The following is an 18,874-nucleotide window of genomic DNA, read 5'->3' as shown; positions in this document are numbered from 1 at the left end:
TCAGGTTCAGTCTCGTTTCCTGCTGACGAAGAAAAACAACGTGACGATCGCGACCGAAAGCAGCAGGAAAGCGGTCGATATCGCGTTGATCTCGGGTGTTATGCCGCGGCGGATCTGGCCGAGCATGTAGGTGGGTAGCGTGTCCTGGCCGCCCGATTTGACGAATTCGGTGATGACGACGTCGTCGAGCGAGATGACGAAGGCCAGCATCAGCCCGGCCAGGATGCCGGGCCACAAAAGCGGCAGCGTGATGCGGCGGAAGGTCTTCCATGGCGTGGCGTAGAGATCTGCCGCGGCGCGTTCCAGCGTCAGGTCCATGTTCTCCAGCCGCGCCCGGATCGGCAGATAGGCAAAGGGAATGCAGAACGCCGTATGCGCGGCGACCAGATAGCCGATGCCGGAATAGCCGGTGAAGATCTTGATGCGCGAGAAGAAGATCAGCAGCGCCACGCCGGTGACGATCTCGGGCACCATCAGCGGCTGGTTGATCGCCGCGTATTTGAAGGTAAGGCCGGGATAGGACGCCGTGCGCGTGGTGGCGAGCGCGGCCATGGTGGCGAAGATGGTCGACAGCACCGCCGCGATGGCGCCGATCTGGAACGAGCGCAGCGTCGCATCGATGACTTGCGTGTTCTGGTATGCCGACTGGAACCATTTCAGCGAAAAGCCGCCCCACTCCGAGGTCGAGCTTGCCGCATTGAAGGCATAGACCACCAGCACGAAAATCGGCAGGTAGAGCACGATGAAGCATGTCGCCGCGATCGCGGTGAAGCCCGGCTGGTGCTTGATGGAGAAGTTGCTAGCCATGCCGCACCCCTGACTTGCCGGCATTGCGCACATAGGCAAGCAGCGCCGCCATGACGATGATCATCACCGTGATCGACAGGGCCGAGCCGAGCGGCCAGTTGCGGCCCTGTCCGAACTGCAATTCGATCAGGTTGGACAGCATCATGTTCTTGCCGCCGCCGAGGACGCTCGGCGTCACATAGGCGCCGAGCGCCGGAATGAAGACCAGGATCGAGCCGGCGATGACGCCGGGTTTGACCAGCGGAAAAATGATCTTGCGCAGCACCTTGAAGCGCGTCGCGTAGAGATCGTAACCCGCCTCGACCAGCCGGAAGTCGAGCTTCTCCATGCTGGCGTAGATCGGCAGCACCATCAGCGGCAGATAGACATAGGCCATGCCGATCAGGATCGCCGTGTCGGTATAGAGGATCTGGATCGGCGCCGAGACGATGCCGAGCTTCAGAAGGATGGTGTTGACGATGCCTTCGTTGCGGATGATCTGCAGCACGGCGAAGGTCCGGATCAACAGGTTCGTCCAGAACGGGATGGTGATCAGGAACAGCCAGAGGTCGCGTGTTTTCTCACTACGCGTGGCCATGAAATAGGCGGTCGGGAAACCGAGCGCCAAGGTGGCGAGCGTCGTCACCACCGCCAGCTTGATCGAGCGCCAGAAGATGGTGACATGCGCCGCCGCGAGCGATAGCGTATCGTCGAAAATATCGCGTTCCAGGAATACCGACGTCCAGGCATCGCCCGAGAACAGCCATTTCACGTCGCCATAGGCGCCGGGCGTCAGGAACGAATAGACCAGCACGATCAGCAACGGGCCGGTGGCGGCAAACAGGATGACCAGCAGCGCCGGCGCTGACAAAAGCCAGCGGTCACGGACATCGCGCCGTTCCGCTGCCTTGGCGACTTCTTCCGCGGTCGCCATCAGTCCCTCAGCACTTGCGCGGCGTCGTTGCCGACGATGATGCCGACCTTGTCGCCGCGCTCGAAACCGCAGCCGGCGCTGCGCGTGTTCTGCTGGCGCACGGTGAAGGCCTCGCCGCTGTCGAGATGGACATGAATATGCGTGTCGGTGCCGAAATAGACGATGTTCTCGACCGTGCCCGACAGGTCGCCCTTGTCCTTGGTCAGCTTGGCATGCTCGGGCCTCACCACCACGGTGGCGTTGTCCTTCGGCTGAAAGCCTTCGGCAACGGTTGCCTCGATGGTGGTACCGGATTTGAGCGTCGCGCGCGCCTTGCCACTGCCGACGCCCGAGATGGCGGCGGTGAGGAAATTGGTTTCGCCGATGAAGTCGGCCACGAAGCGTTCCGCCGGCTTGTCGTAGATGTCCCAAGGCGAGCCGACCTGCAGGATCTTGCCCGACGACATCACCGCGATGCGGTCCGACATGGTCAACGCTTCTTCCTGGTCGTGGGTGACGAAGATGAAGGTGATGCCGGTCTCGTGCTGCAGCCGCTTCAGCTCGATCTGCATCTCCTTGCGCAGCTTGTAGTCGAGCGCCGAGAGTGGTTCGTCGAGCAACAGCACCTTCGGCTGCGGCGCCAGCGCCCGGGCCAGCGCCACGCGCTGCTGCTGGCCGCCGGAAATCTGGCCGGTGCGACGACCGGCCAGCGCTTCCATCTTGACCAGCTTCAACATCTCGGCGACGCGCGCCTTGATCTCGGCCCTCGGCTTGCCCAGCATTTCAAGGCCAAAGCCGATATTGTCGGCGACCGTCATGTGCGGGAACAGCGCGTAGGACTGGAAGACGGTGTTGACCGGCCGCTTGAAGGGCGGCAATGGCGCGATGTCCTGGCCGTAGAGCAGGATCTCGCCGGCGGTTGGAAAGTCGAAGCCGGCAATCAGCCGCAGCAAGGTGGTCTTGCCGCAGCCGGACGGTCCCAGCAGCGTGAAGAACTCGTTTTCGCGGATGGACACCGAGACCTTGTCGAGGGCAGCGACCTGCCCTTCACCCGATCCGAAAATTTTGCTGACGTTTACTACTTCAATCGCATTCCGATCCGGTTTGTCCGGCACGATTACGCCTCACTGTTGACCCCGCTCTTGCTGGCGGAGTTTGTCCCCTGTTGGATGTGACCACATGGCCGGAAGGATGGCAAGCCCGGCATTGAATCACAGTTCAGTCAGTCCTTAGACAGCAAGCCTCATGCCATTGTCAGGCCTGATAGGTGATCTTGCCGCCGCAGATCGTCGTCACCGGCCGCAGCTTGTGCAGATCGGCTGGCGCCGTCTTCTCGATATCGGCCGACAACACCACCAGATCCGCCATGTAGCCTGATTTCAGCATGCCCTTGCGATGCTCGGCGAATTCCGCGTAGGCGCCCTCGACCGTGTAGGCGGCGATCGATTCATGCAGCGAGAAGCTCTGGTCGGGATCGTTTTCTGCCCACGGTTTGCGCAGCACTGCCGCCTTGATGCCCAGGATCGGATCGATCGGCGATACCGGCCAGTCCGACGCGAACACGACATGGGCGCCGGCATCCTTCAACGTCCGCCAGGCATAGCTGAGCGGCCAGCGGGCCGGCCCGATGCGCGATACGGTCGGCTCCAGCGGGAAATCCATGGCGCCGGGCGGATGCGGCGGCTGCATGGAAGCGATGACGCCGAGTTCGGCAAAACGTGGTACGTCCGCGGTGGTGGCAACCTCGATATGTTCGACGCGATGCCGGCTGTCACGCTTGCCATTGGCCTTCTGCGCCGCCTCGTAGCCGTCGAGCACGGCGCGCACCGCGCCGTCACCGATCGAGTGCACCGCGATCTGCAGCCCGCGCCTGTCGATGGCGACTGCCAGATCGATGAACTGCTGCGGCGTGAACAATGGCTCGCCGACCCAGTCGGGCCGATCGGCATAAGGCTCGATCATGACCGCCGTCCAGGAATCGAGCACTCCGTCGTAGAACACCTTGACCATGCCCGATGACAGCCACTCGCTGTCGTAGCGTTCGGCCATGACGGAGGCCTTGCCGAGCATGTCGAGCGTCATGAAATTCTTGTAGTGGAAAGGCATCCGCACGCGGCATGGCAGGCCTTCCTCGGCCTCGATCTCGGCCAGCAGTTCGAGCTGGTAGAGGTTGCCGTCCATGTTCTGGATCGAGGTGATGCCGTGGCGCGCGCACCAGGCAAGCCCGCGCCGCATGATGTCGCGGTCGAAAGCCCGTTCTTCCGCCGACGGCATCGGGTCGGGCTCGCCGCCGGTCGCCAGGCCCAGCCGCACGCGGCCTTCGCCGGCGAGGTCGAGAACCGGGCCGAAGGCCTCGCCTTCGCGCAATTCGCCCGCTGCCAGGCCATCGTCGCCCATGACGATTTCATTGCCCGGCCCAAGCGTGCGCCCATTGAGGATGCCGGCCAGTTCAAGCGCCTTGGTGTTGGCCCACATCGTATGGTGGTCGGGGGCGGCCATGACGAAAGGCCGGTCCGGCAGGATCGCGTCGAGATGGTGGCGCGTCACCCGCTCGTCGTCGAGCACGGTGTAGTCGACGCTCTGCCCAACCAGCATCCGCGCGTCGGGATGCGTCGCTGCATAGTCGCGGATCGCCTTCTGCAGCGCCTCGAACCCATGCACGCCAGCCAGTTGCAGATGGGCGAGCTCGGCGGCGCCGGAAAACAGATGCATGTGGGCTTCGATGAAGCCGGGCAGGACTGATCCGCCATGCGCATCGATGACCTTGGTAGCCGGTCCCTTGAACTCTTCGATGGAGGTGCTGCTGCCGATGGCGATGATGGCGCCGTCCTTGACGGCAACGGCTTCGGCGGCGGGATTGTCATTGTCCATGGTCAGCACACGACCGTTGAGGACAATCAGATCCGCACTATGACCCGCACCCGTGACCGACATCGCGACTCCGCGCTTTTGACGACTGACTGAGACCGGCAAAGCTCGTGCCCAACGACCCGCCACACCACGGAGCGTGGGCTATCGGACAACGAATGATGCCGGCGCGCTGTCTTCGAGATTCCCCTTGTTATCCCGAGAGACAGTGTGGATAAAAGAATGCGACTGATTATTCGCGTTTGTCAACATGCCGGATTTAGAATGTATTGTGGACAGCACGCTCCGCCTGTGTTGGGACCAGGCTGGGAACGAGGGCATCAAGCAGTGAAGCGCAGTCTCGACCGCAAAACCAGGATAGCGCTTGAACCGCGCAAGCAGCCGCGGCAACAACGGTCCAGCAAGGTGGTCGACAGGATTCTCGACGCCGCGCTGATCCTGACGCGGGAGCAAGGAACCAAGACGCCGACGACGCTCGCCATCGCGCAGCGCGCCGGCCTGTCGGTCGGTTCGGTCTACCAGTACTTTCCCAACAAGGAAGCCATTCTTCTGGACCTCGCCAGGCGCTGGCTGTCATCCTTTCCCGAAGTGATCGCGCGGCGCATCAAGGTCGCCCCGCCGACCAACCGGGAAGAGTTTCGGCGTGAAGTGCGCAAGCTCTTCATCGACACCTCGAAGCTCTACCTCGAAAACGCCACCCTGATGCCGGTGATCGAGGCCATTTCGGGCAATGCCGACCTGCGGCCGATCCAGAACGAATATGACGACCAGATCATCGCCCTCTATGCCGCATGGCTCCAGCATGTGAATCCGGCGCTCGAAGGCAAGATCGCCAGCCGGCTCGGCGTTGTGATGATGGAGGTCGGGCATGCCTGCCGGCTCGTGGGGCTGAAGAAGGACCGCAGGACATTCGACCTCATCGAGGACGATGTCGAAACCATGTGGCTCGCTCTGCTGAGCCCCTATCTCAATCTTGGCTGATTTTGTACTTCGAGAGGAATTTCATGAAGACTGTCTATTCGCCGCTTCACGCCGGCCATGCCGGCCAGATGGAACTGGTTACTTCAGCCATCGTGCCCGGCTTCGAGAAGCCCTCGCGGGCGGAGTTCATCAAGGCGCGGGTCGAAAGCGAGAAGCTCGGCGCGATCATCGCACCGGTCGAGCACGACCTTTCCGCGGCCAAGCGCGTCCACAGGTCAGACTATATCGACTTCCTGCCGACCGTCTGGCCGCAATGGATCGCCGAGGGCCACACGGGTACGGCGATGCCCTTCACCTGGCCGACGCGCGGCCTGCGTGGCGACGTGCCGCCCAAGCGCATCGACGCCCTGCTCGGCTATTATTCCTTCGACGGCGGCGCCACCTTCGTCGAGGGCACCTGGGCCGCGATCAAATCATCCTATGACGTGGCGCGGACCGCCGCCGGCCTGGTCAAGGACGGCGAGAGAGCGGCCTTTGCGCTCTGCCGACCGCCCGGCCACCATGCCGGGGCCGGCTTCATGGGCGGCTACTGCTACATCAACAACGCGGCGGTCGCCGCGCAATGGTTCCGCGACCAGGGCGCCAAACGCGTCTCGATCCTCGACGTCGACTATCACCACGGCAACGGGACGCAGGAGATCTTCTATGACCGCGCCGACGTGCAGGTGATCAACCTGCACGGCGATCCGATGGTCGAGTACCCGTTCTTCCTCGGCCATGCCGACGAGCGTGGCGCCGGCGCCGGCGAAGGCTTCAATATCAACTATCCCATGCCGTTCGGCACCGGCTGGGACGCCTGGAACGTCTCACTGGAAGACGCCTGCGCCAGGCTCGCCGCCTACGCGCCCGACATCGTCGTCGTCTCGCTCGGCGTCGACACTTTCGAGAAGGACCCGATCAGCCAGTTCAAGCTGAAGACATCAGACTATCCCAAGATCGGCCGGCGCATCGCCAAGCTCGGCCTGCCGACGCTGTTCGTCCAGGAAGGCGGCTATGCCGTCGAGGAGATCGGCATCAATGCCGTCGGCGTGCTGACCGGCTTCGAGGACCGGTAGATCGTCGTCCAGGGAACGCAGCCGGCTGCGCGGAAGACGGACAAAGGAAGGGTGGCGTCAGCCGCCCTTTTTTGCATCCACCGGCACCCCATGAGGCCATCGCAAACGCCATGGCCGGCCCGTGCGGCTCGACGTTCCCGCCATGGAAAGGCACGGAAACCGGCCGCTGAGTCGCAGGCAGAGTCCCCCAGATTCGATTTTGTCAAATCGCGTTTGATGTCAGATTCATCTGCGGGTAGATTAGACCCGAATCAGCCGGTCCTCGGGGGGCGCGGCGACCACCCAAAGTCTCACGTTCCGGATTTTTCCGGCGCCAGACGCGGACGTCTTCGCGTTCCCTGAATGGATTCCGTCTGGTTGGGCGCGGCCCCGCGCCTCGTGTGTGTCTCGTAAAAGTAACGCGTTTTCGAGTTCGGCGGCTGGCTCTCCAGCAACCGGACATCAGAACCGATTCCGGCCAAAAGCAGCAGATGAGCAGTCCCGCCGCGCCTCTTCAATCCGACACATTAGGCTCGCGCCTGACGTCGCGCGGTGATCTCACCAGCTTCTTCATGGAGCTGACCGCCGAGATCGGCGCCGACAGCTACATGCTGGTCGCCATCGTCCATGACCAGGACCGCAACGATGCGCGTATCGTCTCCTCGAACTGGATCTTCGACGTCATCGAGCTGATCGGCAAGCGGCTGATCGCCGGCCTTGCCCAGGGACCGCTCACCACGACACCCGGTATCCGTCCGACACCGCTGGTGGCGGCCCAGGCGCCGGAGGCCGACGGGCTGGTCTCGGGCGAAGAAGCCCGGCTCCTCGACGTGCTCGGCCATGCCGAGATCTATTCACTGCGGCTGAATGTCGGCCGTCAGCGCCTGTTCGCCTTGTTCTCGGCGGCGGCCGCCGGCCGGATCGACCAGCCGGCGCTGATGAGGGCGCAGCTGAAATGCTGCTACGCGCTCTCGCATATTCCGCAGTTGATCGCCGCCGCCGCCATGCAGGATCCGCTGTCGGACCGCGAGCGCGAATGCCTGTTCTGGGTTTCGGAAGGCAAGACCACCGACGAGGTGGCGGTCATCCTTGGCGTCTCCTCCAACACTGTCAACAGCTACATCACCCACGCCATCCAGAAATTCGCGGCCTCGAACCGTGCGATGGCCATCGCCACGGCGATCAGGAGTGGCATCATTTGAAACACGCCGACATCAAGGACGCCGCGGAAGCCCTTTTCAACGAGCAGCGCAGCCCTTTCGGCGCCTTCTCGCTTGGCTCCGAAACGCATCACGCCGTCACCATTCCCGATGCGGTGCGCCGCTGCCGCTGGATATCAGTCGACATCAACGCCTCGGCCTTCGGCCTGTTCTTCGTCAGCCCGTCGCCCGAGCGCGCCCGGCTGGTCCCGTGCTTTGATTCCGATTATCCCGGCACCGCGGTGGCGACGAAGTTCATTTCGGGCGCCAATGGCGAGGAGATCGTGCGCCATAGCCGGATTTCGACCGAGCCGCGCTGGTGGACGGATGATGGCGTGGCGGCCATGGCCGGCATGTTCGGCAGTCTCGCCTGGACCGGACAGATGGCGCCGCTGACACCCGGATCGAGCGGCATTGCCTTTCCCGTCCATGCCGATCGCGGCCAATGCGGGCTCGTCGTCTTCCTGGGATCGGAGATCGCGCTGCCGCAGGATGCGCTCTACGAAATCCACGCTCGCTGCTTCTCGCTGTTCGCCGCCGTCGCGCGCATGCGTCCGGGCGATGCCGGAAGAATGCGCTCGATCTCCAAGCGCGAGCTCGAATGCCTGAAGCTGACCGCCAACGGCAACACCAGCGAGGAGATCGCGCGGCTGCTGAAACTATCGGTGCATACCGCCAACCAATACCTCACCCAGTCGACCCAGAAGCTCAATGCCGTCAACCGCAACCAGGCGGTCGCCAAGGCGCTGCGGCTGGGGCTTATCGAGTAAGAGCTTCGACCTTGCGGATGCGGGCCTGTTCAATCACAGCCTCCAGCAGCGCCGTATTATGCTGGGGGTCTTCGCCCGGTTTTTCAAACGACACGTAGTTGACCACGACCGTGTTGCCGGTCTCGCTCAGCGTCAGCTGGAAATAGACGGTCACGCCGGGTGGCCTGAGCTCCAGGTCGAGCACGATGCGCGGGCTGCCGCTCCAGTCGACATGCGCTTCGCCGCCATGGCCGAGCCTCAGCGTACCCGGCATGAAGAACAGCTCCGCCGCTGAATCGACCAGATCCGACAGGCAGGCGAAATGCTCCAGCCGGATGAAGGCGATATAGTCGGCGACGTCGATCAGTCTGAGTTCCACCACCACCTGTTCGATGGCGCTGGCGACGATGATCTCGCGGGATTTTGCGTGCGGTTGGCGGTTCATGAAATCTGTCTGCGCTCAGCCTTTTTCGAGTAGACGATCCGCACCAGTTCGGCGACGGCCTGGTAGAATTGCGACGGGATCACATTATCGACCGAAACTTGCTTGTACATGGAGCGGGCGAGCGCCACGTCCTCGAAGATCGGGATGTTATGTTCCTTGGCGATTTCGCGAATTTTGAGCGCCACGAGATCCTGCCCCTTCGCCACCACCAGCGGCGCCGAATCCTCGTCGCGCACATATTTCAGCGCGATCGAGAAGTGGGTCGGGTTGGCGATGACAAGCGTCGCGCGCGGCACTGCCGTCATCATCCGCTTGCGCGCCCGGTCGCGGGCCAATGAACGCAGCCGCGACTTGACGATCGGGTCGCCCTCTGACTGCTTGAACTCGTCCTTGACCTCCTGCTTGCTCATGCGCAGGTCCTGCCTCCAGTGGAAGCGCGACCAGACGATGTCGACCGCCGCGATCAGTCCCATGACGAAGACGATCGCCACCAGTATGTCGACGGCGATGCCGCGGATGACGAGGCCGAAAGCGACCGGATTGGTGATCATCCCGGCAAGCAGCTTGCGGTGATCCTCCGACAGCGTGAAGGCGAGCACGGCGATGGCAAAACCGACTTTTGCAAGGGACTTCAGGAATTCGACCCAGCCCTGGGCGCCGAACATCCGGTTCCAGCCCTTGACGATCGAGATGCGTGACATCTGCGGCCTGATCCGCTCACCGACGAATTGCGGGATGTTCTGCAGCACCGAGGCGCCGATGCCGGCAACGGTCAGCAGCACCAGCAGGCTGAGCACGGCGCGGCCGACTTCCAGCATCACGATCTTGTAGAGGTCGATGACATCGGTCTCGGTGTCCATCGGCCAGGCCTCGGGCTTCTCGAGAAACATCGACAGGAACATGCCGAGCTCGACGATGGCGTCCTTGGCATAGAAGACGGTAAACACCAGTATGGCGACAAAGGAGGCCAGGATCGCGGTTTCCCTCGAATGGGGCAACTTGCCCTGTTCGATGGTGTCGCGGATCTTCTTTTCCGTCGCCTCTTCGGTTTTCGAATCCTTGTCGACGGCGTCGGACATGCCTTAGGCGGCGTTCTGCGTCGAGGGAAGTTCGAATGCGCCTTCGCGCGACAGCCGGATGGTGGTGGTCACGATCGTCTTGCGTGCCGCCATGATGTCGGCGGCGGGGACACCCTCCGACCCTTGCCCGAGTTCGGCCTCGATCATGCGCCGGGAGCGGGCGCCGATCGCCGACAGCACCGCTTCGGCCAGTGCCGCCGACGTGCCGCGCAGCGCCAGCGTGACAAGCTCGGTCGACAGCCCGTCGAACAAAAGCACGCGCGCCTTCTGGGTGAGCAGCGGCAGGTCGTCGAAAGCGAACAGCCGGGCCCGAACACCGTCGAGGTCGGGCGTGCCGGCGGCTTCGAGATCCTGCATGACCTCGTCGAGCAGGGGCTTTTCCAACTCGTTGAGCACGCTGGCGACGCGCGCCTGCCCGGCCGACGTGTCCTTGGTCGAGGTGTCCGACAGCACGCTGGCGCGCAGCCTGTTCTCGACGATCCTGGTGGCGGCGGCCGGAACGTTGGCCATCGTCACCATGCGCTTGATGATTTCGCCGCGCATTGGCTTCGTCAGCGTCAAAAGCACGCTTGCCGCCGCCTGCGGCGCCAGTTTCGACAGCACCATGGCCGCCGTCTGCGGATGTTCGCCCGCGAGGAAGGCGCCGAGCCGCGCGGGTTCGAGCTTTTCGAGATCGGGCCAGATCGGCGGCGGCCCTTCGGGCGCAGCCTCCGGCTTCTTGTTGCCCATGATGGCGCTCATCTCTTCGGGCGAGAGCGACTCGTTGAGGATGGTGTCCATCCTGTCGGCGGAATCGAGCAGGCCCGCGCCTTCGGTGAACTCGGCCTCGAATTCGGCGACGATACGCTCGAGATCGCTCTGCGGAATGGTCCTGAGCAGCCGGGCGCCCTCGATCAGCGCCTTCAGCTCTTCCTGCTTGAAGAATTTCAGCAGGCGGCTGGCGGACGGTTTGCCCATCGCCACCAGTATGGCGGCCGCCTTCTGTGCGCGTGTCAGGGTCGTCAGCGGCGTTGTCATGCCTTTCGCCTCCGCTGCCATCGGCAAGCCCTGCCAGCCATGTCTAGGCGCCCTTCGTGCCGGCGATGATTTCGGTCAGCCTGATGCCGAAGCGCGAAGGGTCGCTTTCGAGCACGGTGATCTCGCCGCGCGCTATCTTGCGGCCATTCACCACGACATCGACCGGTTCGCCGATGCGGCGGTTGAGCGCGACCGTCGAACCCTTCTGCAGCGCCATCAGATCGGCAACCGCCATCTCGGTGCTGCCGAGGATGATCTGGACATCGACGGGGATATTCATGATGACGCTGGAATTGGCCGATGCCGCGGCCCTGGCTGCCATCTCGGGGCGCTGCTCTTCCTCATGCAGGACCCCGCGCAATTCCTCGATGGCGCGATCGAGTTGCTCGTCCGGCTGGTCGAGCTCTGGTTCTACCTTGGTCTTGGCCATGCGTCGTCTCCAAAAGCTCAGGCGCGCCCGGCACCGGCCGGCATGAGCCCATCGATGAAGTCCTGCCCGGCATCGAAAGGATGCCTGATTCGGACGGTGTAATTCTGCCCCAGTTTGCCGAACTCGCATACGAACAGCGTCTGGCCGCGCGCGCCGAGGCGAGCCCGTGATTGCGCCGTCTCATCGAAATCGATGACCTGGCCCACTTCGAGATTGGCGAGGTCCCCAAGCGTCAGCCGCGTCAGCGGCATGGTGGCTTCGAGCGCCACGGTCGAGCGCATCACCTCTTCCGAAAAGCGAGCCCGCCAGCTGGTGCCGTGATCGTCTTCGCTGACGCCGGCCGTACCGTCGCGGCCGGCCAGCACGATACGCTGCGGCATCATCACCGTGATCGAGCCGCTGTCGACCGGCGTCGAGATGCCGAGGACGATGCGGATCGCGGCGCCGTCGCGCAACACGTGCCGCCTGGCCTCGAGGCCCGACATTGCGCGCGGCGCGGGCAGCCGCAGTTCGAGCGAGCGCTGCCCCGATCCGTTCAGCGCCTGCGCAACCTCCTGGAACACCATGGACGAGACATCGGCTTCGATCTGCGACAGGTCGCGCTCGATCGGCGACACCGGCATGTCCGGGTCGCCGCCGAACAGCGTCGAGACGATGATCGCGATCGCGGCAGCGTCGATGACGAGGGTCATCGCATCGGAGGATGCCGGTGAGCCGACAACGGTCATGGCGAACGTCTCGCCGGCGCGCGAACGCGCCTCGGGGACACGGCTGATTTCCACGGTCCTGAGGTCGACGCTCACGGGAGTTCCAAGCTCGCTCGAGAGCGCCTTCTGCAGCAGCGGTACGGCCCGTTCGGCCATGGCGCGGCCGGCGTCGATGACCTGGTCGGCCTCGCCGCTGTCGCCGACCAGGCGCTCGATGATCAGCGAACGCGCTTGCGAGGGACTGCCCGGACTCGTCATGACAGTTTTGGCACCGGTCTGTCGCGCATCGCTCAGGCGGCCTTCTTCTCGGCGCTGCCGGTGTTCATCGTGCTCTGCTCGACGGCGTCGATGGTCGGCCGCTCATAGGAGGAGATGGTCTTGCGGCCGAACTCGATCGCCACCTGCGGCAGCGCGCCGTTCATGTAGGCGAGCAGCGTCTGCTTGACGATGATGTAGAGGCGGTTCTTCTTCTCGCGCACCGTCTTGATCTTGGTGGCGACAGGCCCGACCACCGCATAGGACAGGAAGATGCCGAGGAAGGTGCCGACCAGCGCGGCGCCGATCAGGCCGCCGAGGATTTCCGGCGACTGGTCGAGCGCTCCCATCGCCTTGACCACGCCGAGCACGGCGGCGACGATGCCGAGTGCCGGCAGGCCGTCGCCGACCGCGACCAGCGCGTGATAGGCCTTCATCTTGTCGGACTTGATGGTCTGGATTTCCTCGTCCATCAGCGCCTCGATCTCGTGCGAGCGGGCATTGCCGATGATGATGATGCGGCAGTAGTCGCAGATGAAATTCATCAGGTCGTGATTCTTGAGCACGGTCGGAAAGGCCTGGAAGATCGCCGACTCCTCCGGATTGTCGATATGCGCCTCGACCTCGCTGCGCGACTTGGAGCGCAGCTCGCGCATCAGGCTGTGCAGCACGCCAAGCGTTTCCAGATAGTCCTGCTCCTTCGGCACAGCCTGCTTGAAAGCTTCGAGAATGCCCTTGCCGGTATCCTTGACCGTCTTCATCGGATTGGCGACCAGGAAGGTGCCGAGCGCGGCGCCGCAGATGACCACGGCTTCCCATGGCTGCACCAGCACGTGCAGATGCCCGCCCATGGCCATGAAGCCGCCAAGGACGCAGCCGAGCGTCACCACAAGTCCAATCAGAATGCCCACGACCGGTCCTTCCGCATTTCACGTCGGACAAGGGATAGCCCCCGTGCCTTGTGTGAGGCTTGAATCGGAGCCGCCATGGGCCGAATGTTGGCGATTCAGTTTCGCGCAAGGAAGTGCGCTTATTGTGCTGGCATAGCTTCGGCCGGAGGCGCGTCCTTGCTCAGTACCTATACCAGCTACCAGTTGATCACCAAAGACATCAACAAGTCGATCGACCGTATCGAGCAACAGCCGACGGTCGATCGCGATACCAAATATTATCTCGCCAACATCACCAAGGTGAAATCGATCGACGATTTCGTCAACAACGACCGCTTGTTCAAATATGCCATGAAGGCCTACGGGCTGGGGGACATGGACTACGCCAAGGCGTTCATGGTCAAGGCGCTCAAGGAAGGCGTTTCCAACCCCAACAGTTTCGCCAACAAGCTCACCGACAAGCGCTACGCCGCGTTCGTCACCGCCTTCAACTTCGCCGCCAACGGTGCCGATGCGACCATCTACAACAAGGCGCAGCAGCTGGTGGCGAAGAACTACGCCACGCAGGCGCAAATCGCCGGCCTCGATCCGAATTCCGCCTATGTGAAGGGCGAGACGACCTACTATCTTGCCAACATCACCAAGGTGAAGTCGGTCGACGATCTGATGTCGAACAGCCGGCTCTACACCTACGCGCTGGCGGCGTACGGCCTCGATTCGGCGACGGAGAACAAGGACCTTATCAAGCAGGTCCTGCAGGGTGGCGTGCGCGACCCCAACAGTGTCGCCAACAAGCAGACGAACCCGGCTTACGCGGGACTGGCCACGGCCCTCAACTTCGAACAATACGGCGAAAATGCCACCACCATCAATCCGGCGCAGCAGCCGACCGTCGACAAATACATGCGCCAGACGCTGGAAGAGGATGCCGGCCAAACCAATGAGGGCGTGCGGCTGGCGCTCTATTTCAACCGTAAGGCGCCCGACATCACCAGTTGGTACGACGTGTTGGCCGACACCGCGCTGGCCAGCGTGGTGCGCACCGCGCTGGGGCTGCCTGATTCCTTCGCCACCGCCGACATCGACAAGCAGGCGCAACTGTTCGAGCAGAAGCTCGACATCTCGGATTTCACGGATCCCGTGAAACTGAACAAGTTCCTGACCCGCTTCACCAGCATGTACGAGATCAACAACCCGACCTCGACGGCCGTGACATCGATCAGCGTGCTCTTCGCCAAACCGGTCACATCGGGCATCTCCACCGACCTGATGATGGCCATGCAGAAACTGAAGTTCTGATCATGCGAGACAGTCTTTACGTCGCCCTCTCCGCGCAGATGGCCCTCGAGCGGCGGCTCGATACGATCGCCGACAATGTCGCCAACGCCAGCACCGTCGGCTTTCGCGCCACCGGCGTGAAATTCGAGGATGTGGTGTCGGGTGCAGGGCAGAAGTCGGTATCGTTCGCTTCCTCCGGCAAGACCTATCTGTCGGGGGCTCACGGCGCCATGACAGAAACCGGCAACCCATTCGATTTCGCCATCCAGGGCGACGCCTGGTTCGCCATCGACACGCCGGCCGGCACCGTCATGACTCGCGACGGCCGCTTCTCCATGAACGAGAATGGCGAGCTGATGTCGGTCGAGGGCCACCCGGTGCTCGACGCCGGCGGCGCGCCGATCCAGCTCGATCCCCGCAACGGCCCGCCCAAGGCGGGCGCCGACGGCTCGCTGCGCCAGAACGAACAGCTCGTCGGCTCGATCGGCCTCTACAATTTCGACCCGGGCCAGAATTTCGTGCGCTACGGCAATTCCGGCATTGTGCCCGCACGCACGCCCGAACCGGTCACCGACCGTTCCGATGTCGGCATAGCGCAAGGTTTCGTCGAGGAATCCAACGTCAATCCGGTGCTGGAAATGACTCGGCTGATCATGGTCCAGCGCGCCTTCGAGAACACCGCCGCGCTGATGCGGCAGACCGATTCCTCCACCGATGAGGCGATAAAGACGCTCGGCTCGAAGTCGTAGCATGTCGTCAGAGCAGCCATCCATCCGCGCACCCGAAAGACAGCTCCAGCCGGCGCCGAAAGATCGGCTTGCCGCTTTGGAGCGGGTCATCAGACGCTTCGGCGATGGTGACGGGCTGGTCAAGCGCGGCGGCCTCGTCACCGAAGTCACGCCCACGCACTACAAGGCGCGCGGCCTTTCCGATTTCACCCGGCTGGGCGACATTGTCGAGCAGCGCGGCCAGGCCGGCGCGCGTCGCGGCGAGATCGTCAAGATCAGCCGTGACGAGGTTGTGATCGCCCCCTTCGAACGCAGTGCCGACGCCGGCATCGGCGATGCCGTGTTCCGCAGGGGTCCGCTCGCGGTGGCGCCGCATGCCTCGTGGCGCGGCCGCGCCATCGACGCGCTCACTCGGGCGATCGATGGTGGTCCGCCCTTGATGAGGGGCGACGACATGGCGGCGATAGCCGCGACGCCCGGCGCCATGGCGCGGCAGCGTGTCGGCACAGCCTTCATGACCGGCGTCAAGGTCATCGACATTTTCACGCCGCTCTGCTTTGGCCAGCGCATGGGCGTTTTCGCCGGCTCCGGCGTCGGCAAGTCGACGCTGTTAGCCATGCTCGCCGGCGCCGACGCGTTCGACACCGTCGTCGTGGCGCTGATCGGGGAACGTGGCCGCGAGGTCCGCGAATTCCTCGAGGACACGATCGGCGACAGCATGGCCAAGACCGTCGCCGTCGTCGCCACCAGCGACGAGAGCGCCATGATGCGCCGGCGCGCGCCCGACACCGCCATGCGTGTGGCCGAGCATTTTCGCGACCAGGGCCACCGTGTGCTTCTGGTGCTGGATTCGATCACCCGCTTCGCTCACGCGCTGCGCGAGGTGGCGACGGGAACCGGCGAGCCGCCGGTCGCGCGCGGCTATCCCGCCTCGGTCTTCACCGAACTGCCCAAGCTGCTCGAGCGCGCCGGCCCCGGGGCCGAAGGTAAAGGCTCTATAACCGCCATCATTTCCGTGCTGGTCGACGGCGACGACCACAATGATCCGGTCGCCGATTCCGTGCGCGGCATTCTCGACGGCCATGTCGTGCTCGACCGCGCGATCGCCGAACAGGGCCGCTATCCGCCCGTCAATCCGCTGTCGTCCATATCGCGGCTGGCAGGCAAGGCCTGGAGCATCGAGCAGCGAGCCTTGGTGACGCGGCTGAAGTCGATGATCTCCCGCTTCGAGGACACCCGCGACATCCGCCTGCTCGGCGCCTATCAGGGCGGCGTCGACGCCGAACTCGACATGGCGGTGCGCCAGGTGCCCCTGATCTATGAGGCGCTGACGCAATCACCCAGGGACCGTCCGTCCGCCGATCCGTTCTCCGACCTTGCCCGCCATCTCAAGGGAAAGCAGAATGTCGAACCAGGAGACTGAACGCCAGTACACGGAGCGCCTCCTGAACGAGATGATCGCCGAGGCGAACGCCGCGGAGCAGGCTCGAGCGGAGGAGGCCAGGGTCGCCAAAGCAAACGCCGCCGGCGCCATTGCTGCCAGGACCGCGGCTGTTCTGGCCAGGGCCGTCAAACCGGCTCTCCCCAGATCCGAACCTGTTCTGGGCCGGACCGCCCTTTCATCAACGCATGTGGCTCCCGGCGTCGATGCTCCGGAGATGATGCAGGCCAGCCGCGAATTGCTGATCGAAGACCTTTTTCCGGTCGCCGAATGGCCGCAACCGCCAAAGGCGCAATTTCCAAAATTGCGAAAGAAGGCGGACCGTCGCAGCGACGTCGTCATCGCCGCGCTCGGCATCACGCTCGGCCTGATCTGCGCTCTGTTTCCCTGGTACATTTTCTTCAACCAGGACCAGTTCGGCGTTCAGGCGATCAAGTTCGGCGGCACCGGCACCAATTCAGGACGCGTGGGCGGCGGCGTGGTCGCGGCACGCAGCGCGCCGCTGACCGCCAAGGACGTTCCCAACGCAGGTGTCGACCTGCTCGCCACCGGCGCGGTGCAGGACGATGCCAAAACGGAGCCGCCCGGCGACCAGCCCTTCCCCGCCGATATCGCGAAGTTCCGCATGGTCCATGTCGCCAACGGCCGCGCCATGATCGAGGACGACACCGGCCTGTGGATGGTCCAACGCGGTTCAACGCTGCCGGATTCCAGCAAGGTCTCGGCGATCGAACAGCGCAACGGCAAATGGGTCATGCTCACCAGCGCCAACCAGGTGATCGAGCTTTCCAGGTAAGGCCGTCTCGGCCTTGCCCAGAGCCGGATCCAAGATAGAGCAGAATATCGTCCGAAAACCGCTTCACACTTTTCGGCATCCTGCTCTAGCGACCGTCCGCAAGGTCCACGCAAGACTGGCGGCCTAGTCTTTTGGGCACATGCCCGGAGATTCCCATGGAGCCTGTTTCCCTTTTCGATCTCGCCGCCAAGCAAGCGCAGTGGCTGTCCGTGCGTCAGTCGGCCGTGGCCGGCAACATCGCCAATGCCAACACGCCGGGCTACACGGCAAACGATGTCGAGCCTTTCGAGAAGGTGCTCGACCGTACCGCGGTGTCGCTTGAGATCACCGAGCCCGGCCATCTTGGCAGCGCTGCCACCAATGCTGGCTTCGCCATCAAGCCGCAGGACGACGACGGCGTGCTCTTGCCGTCCAAGAACACGGTCGTGCTTGAAGACCAGCTTCTCAAGGCCGGCGAGGTGCGCCGCTCCTTCGAGCTCAACACGGCCATCGTCAAGGCATTTCATTCAATGATGATGATGGCGGTGAAGAGCTGACCATGGACGCGCTGACCGCAGCCCTCAAAGTCGCAGCATCAGGCCTCGGCGCCCAGTCCGAGCGCTTGCGCGTGGTTTCGGAAAACCTCGCCAACGCCCAGTCGACGGGAACCACGCCGGGCGCCGACCCTTATCGCCGCAAGACCATCAGCTTCGTCTCCGAACTCGACCGGGCCTCCGGCAGCTCGACCGTTGAGGTGAACTCGATCGACCGCGACCCGAGCGACTTTCCCGTCGAATTCCAGCCCGGCAACGAGGCCGCCGACGACAAGGGCTATGTCAAGATGCCCAATGTGAACGTGCTGATCGAAATGGCCGACATGACCGAGGCCAACCGCTCCTACGAGGCCAACCTGCAAGTCGTGAAGCAGGCGCGCGACCTCATTTCAATGACCATCGACCTGATGAGGAACCAATGATCGTCAACGGCATCGGCGCGCTTAACCTGAAGCCTGGGCTGGGCGACACGGCCACCGACCTGCTGCAGGGTGGCGTTGCGCCGGCGGCATCGGGAAACCTCGGCACCTCCTTTGCCGAGGCGGTGAGCCAGGCAGCCTCCAAGACCGTCAGCACCATGCAGAATGCCGAGCAGGTGTCGCTGCAGGCGCTCAAGGGCGACGCCGACACCCGCCAGGTGGTCGATGCCGTGATGAGCGCCCAGCAGGCGCTGCAGACCGCCGTTGCTATCCGCGACAAGGTCGTTTCGGCATATCTCGAAGTCAGTCGTATGGGCATCTGAGGA

The 18,874-nt window shown here is 63.5% G+C and carries 21 protein-coding genes; 11 read left to right on the top strand and 10 right to left on the bottom strand.

Annotation, left to right across the window (positions count from 1 at the left end; all coding sequences use genetic code 11):
• Nucleotides 1-6: 6 nt before the first annotated feature.
• The 4 genes from EN808_RS02765 to EN808_RS02750 form a co-directional block, all read right to left on the bottom strand.
• A complete protein-coding gene (locus EN808_RS02765) occupies nt 7-807 on the bottom strand; it encodes an ABC transporter permease (protein ID WP_127275698.1) in 801 nt (266 codons plus the stop codon).
• A complete protein-coding gene (locus EN808_RS02760; RefSeq protein ID WP_127869861.1) occupies nt 800-1,720 on the bottom strand; it encodes an ABC transporter permease in 921 nt (306 codons plus the stop codon). The genes EN808_RS02765 and EN808_RS02760 overlap by 8 nt, the downstream gene beginning before the upstream one ends.
• Nucleotides 1,720-2,814, bottom strand: coding sequence for an ABC transporter ATP-binding protein (locus tag EN808_RS02755; protein WP_127869862.1), 1,095 nt, complete (start codon nt 2,812-2,814; stop codon nt 1,720-1,722). The genes EN808_RS02760 and EN808_RS02755 overlap by 1 nt, the downstream gene beginning before the upstream one ends.
• 139 nt (nt 2,815-2,953) lie before the next feature.
• Nucleotides 2,954-4,633, bottom strand: coding sequence for an amidohydrolase (locus tag EN808_RS02750; protein ID WP_135915064.1), 1,680 nt, complete (start codon nt 4,631-4,633; stop codon nt 2,954-2,956).
• Nucleotides 4,634-4,894: 261 nt separating this feature from the next.
• On the opposite strand from EN808_RS02750, the gene EN808_RS02745 reads away from it, so the two are divergent.
• The 4 genes from EN808_RS02745 to EN808_RS02730 all read left to right on the top strand — a co-directional run bounded on the left by EN808_RS02745 (nt 4,895) and on the right by EN808_RS02730 (nt 8,551).
• Nucleotides 4,895-5,548 carry a TetR/AcrR family transcriptional regulator gene (locus EN808_RS02745; RefSeq protein WP_127869864.1) on the top strand — a complete coding sequence of 218 codons (654 nt, stop codon included), beginning with the start codon at nt 4,895-4,897 and terminating at the stop codon, nt 5,546-5,548.
• A 23-nt stretch (nt 5,549-5,571) separates the two neighbouring features.
• Nucleotides 5,572-6,603 (top strand): histone deacetylase family protein, encoded by a 1,032-nt coding sequence (locus EN808_RS02740; RefSeq protein WP_135915063.1) that lies wholly within the window; start codon nt 5,572-5,574, stop codon nt 6,601-6,603.
• Nucleotides 6,604-7,073: 470 nt separating this feature from the next.
• Nucleotides 7,074-7,784, top strand: a complete 711-nt coding sequence (locus EN808_RS02735; protein WP_135915062.1) for a helix-turn-helix transcriptional regulator — start codon at nt 7,074-7,076, stop codon at nt 7,782-7,784.
• Nucleotides 7,781-8,551, top strand: coding sequence for a helix-turn-helix transcriptional regulator (locus EN808_RS02730; RefSeq protein WP_127275705.1), 771 nt, complete (start codon nt 7,781-7,783; stop codon nt 8,549-8,551). Before EN808_RS02735 ends, EN808_RS02730 begins: the two co-directional genes overlap by 4 nt.
• Here EN808_RS02730 and EN808_RS02725 read toward each other — a convergent pair.
• Genes EN808_RS02725 through motA form a run of 6 tightly spaced genes read right to left on the bottom strand, consistent with a single transcriptional unit; the run spans nt 8,541 to nt 13,374 of the window.
• On the bottom strand, nt 8,541-8,975 hold the full coding sequence (locus EN808_RS02725) for a hypothetical protein (RefSeq protein WP_127275706.1): 435 nt from the start codon (nt 8,973-8,975) through the stop codon (nt 8,541-8,543). The genes EN808_RS02730 and EN808_RS02725 overlap by 11 nt on opposite strands.
• Nucleotides 8,972-10,054, bottom strand: a complete 1,083-nt coding sequence (gene flhB, locus EN808_RS02720; protein ID WP_127275707.1) for a flagellar biosynthesis protein FlhB — start codon at nt 10,052-10,054, stop codon at nt 8,972-8,974. Before flhB ends, EN808_RS02725 begins: the two co-directional genes overlap by 4 nt.
• A 3-nt stretch (nt 10,055-10,057) precedes the next feature.
• Nucleotides 10,058-11,071, bottom strand: a complete 1,014-nt coding sequence (locus EN808_RS02715) for a flagellar motor switch protein FliG (RefSeq protein ID WP_127275708.1) — start codon at nt 11,069-11,071, stop codon at nt 10,058-10,060.
• 43 nt (nt 11,072-11,114) lie between these two features.
• Nucleotides 11,115-11,501: a flagellar motor switch protein FliN gene (gene fliN, locus EN808_RS02710; protein WP_127275709.1), complete on the bottom strand. Its 387-nt coding sequence runs from the start codon at nt 11,499-11,501 to the stop codon at nt 11,115-11,117.
• A 17-nt stretch (nt 11,502-11,518) separates the two neighbouring features.
• Nucleotides 11,519-12,466 carry a FliM/FliN family flagellar motor switch protein gene (locus EN808_RS02705; RefSeq protein WP_127275710.1) on the bottom strand — a complete coding sequence of 316 codons (948 nt, stop codon included), beginning with the start codon at nt 12,464-12,466 and terminating at the stop codon, nt 11,519-11,521.
• A gap of 32 nt (nt 12,467-12,498) precedes the next feature.
• Entirely contained in the window at nt 12,499-13,374 is an 876-nt protein-coding gene (gene motA, locus EN808_RS02700) for a flagellar motor stator protein MotA (RefSeq protein WP_015315920.1), read from the bottom strand.
• Between the two features lie 156 nt (nt 13,375-13,530).
• Between motA and EN808_RS02695 the strand changes: the two genes are divergently transcribed.
• From EN808_RS02695 to EN808_RS02665, 7 genes are all read left to right on the top strand, one after another.
• Complete coding sequence (locus EN808_RS02695) at nt 13,531-14,652, top strand: DUF1217 domain-containing protein (protein ID WP_127275711.1); 1,122 nt, start codon at nt 13,531-13,533, stop codon at nt 14,650-14,652.
• A gap of 2 nt (nt 14,653-14,654) precedes the next feature.
• On the top strand, nt 14,655-15,380 hold the full coding sequence (gene flgF / locus EN808_RS02690) for a flagellar basal-body rod protein FlgF (protein ID WP_027144745.1): 726 nt from the start codon (nt 14,655-14,657) through the stop codon (nt 15,378-15,380).
• A gap of 1 nt (nt 15,381) precedes the next feature.
• Nucleotides 15,382-16,782 (top strand): flagellar protein export ATPase FliI, encoded by a 1,401-nt coding sequence (gene fliI, locus EN808_RS02685; RefSeq protein WP_135915061.1) that lies wholly within the window; start codon nt 15,382-15,384, stop codon nt 16,780-16,782.
• A complete protein-coding gene (locus EN808_RS02680; protein ID WP_127275713.1) occupies nt 16,763-17,596 on the top strand; it encodes a hypothetical protein in 834 nt (277 codons plus the stop codon). Before fliI ends, EN808_RS02680 begins: the two co-directional genes overlap by 20 nt.
• Nucleotides 17,597-17,751: 155 nt before the next feature.
• Nucleotides 17,752-18,132, top strand: a complete 381-nt coding sequence (gene flgB, locus EN808_RS02675; protein WP_135915060.1) for a flagellar basal body rod protein FlgB — start codon at nt 17,752-17,754, stop codon at nt 18,130-18,132.
• Between the two features lie 2 nt (nt 18,133-18,134).
• On the top strand, nt 18,135-18,551 hold the full coding sequence (gene flgC, locus EN808_RS02670; RefSeq protein WP_127275715.1) for a flagellar basal body rod protein FlgC: 417 nt from the start codon (nt 18,135-18,137) through the stop codon (nt 18,549-18,551).
• Nucleotides 18,548-18,871 carry a flagellar hook-basal body complex protein FliE gene (locus EN808_RS02665; protein ID WP_189343701.1) on the top strand — a complete coding sequence of 108 codons (324 nt, stop codon included), beginning with the start codon at nt 18,548-18,550 and terminating at the stop codon, nt 18,869-18,871. Before flgC ends, EN808_RS02665 begins: the two co-directional genes overlap by 4 nt.
• Nucleotides 18,872-18,874: the final 3 nt, after the last annotated feature.

This window comes from Mesorhizobium sp. M8A.F.Ca.ET.165.01.1.1, from assembly GCF_004792065.1.
Classification (GTDB): domain Bacteria; phylum Pseudomonadota; class Alphaproteobacteria; order Rhizobiales; family Rhizobiaceae; genus Mesorhizobium.
The sequence above is the reverse complement of the archived record's forward strand: the minus strand, read 5'-3'. Positions and strand labels throughout refer to the sequence as shown.

Bases quoted from the DNA above. Each gene is read 5' to 3' on its own strand.
- EN808_RS02705 (WP_127275710.1), bottom strand. From the start codon at position 12,466: ATGACGAGTCCGGGCAGTCCCTCGCAAGCGCGTTCGCTGATCATCGAG.
- EN808_RS02665 (WP_189343701.1), top strand. From the start codon at position 18,548: ATGATCGTCAACGGCATCGGCGCGCTTAACCTGAAGCCTGGGCTGGGC.
- EN808_RS02725 (WP_127275706.1), bottom strand. From the start codon at position 8,975: ATGAACCGCCAACCGCACGCAAAATCCCGCGAGATCATCGTCGCCAGC.
- flgC (WP_127275715.1), top strand. From the start codon at position 18,135: ATGGACGCGCTGACCGCAGCCCTCAAAGTCGCAGCATCAGGCCTCGGC.
- flgF (WP_027144745.1), top strand. From the start codon at position 14,655: ATGCGAGACAGTCTTTACGTCGCCCTCTCCGCGCAGATGGCCCTCGAG.
- fliI (WP_135915061.1), top strand. From the start codon at position 15,382: ATGTCGTCAGAGCAGCCATCCATCCGCGCACCCGAAAGACAGCTCCAG.
- EN808_RS02750 (WP_135915064.1), bottom strand. From the start codon at position 4,633: ATGTCGGTCACGGGTGCGGGTCATAGTGCGGATCTGATTGTCCTCAAC.
- EN808_RS02735 (WP_135915062.1), top strand. From the start codon at position 7,074: ATGAGCAGTCCCGCCGCGCCTCTTCAATCCGACACATTAGGCTCGCGC.
- fliN (WP_127275709.1), bottom strand. From the start codon at position 11,501: ATGGCCAAGACCAAGGTAGAACCAGAGCTCGACCAGCCGGACGAGCAA.
- flhB (WP_127275707.1), bottom strand. From the start codon at position 10,054: ATGTCCGACGCCGTCGACAAGGATTCGAAAACCGAAGAGGCGACGGAA.
- EN808_RS02765 (WP_127275698.1), bottom strand. From the start codon at position 807: ATGGCTAGCAACTTCTCCATCAAGCACCAGCCGGGCTTCACCGCGATC.
- EN808_RS02715 (WP_127275708.1), bottom strand. From the start codon at position 11,071: ATGACAACGCCGCTGACGACCCTGACACGCGCACAGAAGGCGGCCGCC.
- EN808_RS02760 (WP_127869861.1), bottom strand. From the start codon at position 1,720: ATGGCGACCGCGGAAGAAGTCGCCAAGGCAGCGGAACGGCGCGATGTC.
- EN808_RS02740 (WP_135915063.1), top strand. From the start codon at position 5,572: ATGAAGACTGTCTATTCGCCGCTTCACGCCGGCCATGCCGGCCAGATG.
- flgB (WP_135915060.1), top strand. From the start codon at position 17,752: ATGGAGCCTGTTTCCCTTTTCGATCTCGCCGCCAAGCAAGCGCAGTGG.
- EN808_RS02680 (WP_127275713.1), top strand. From the start codon at position 16,763: ATGTCGAACCAGGAGACTGAACGCCAGTACACGGAGCGCCTCCTGAAC.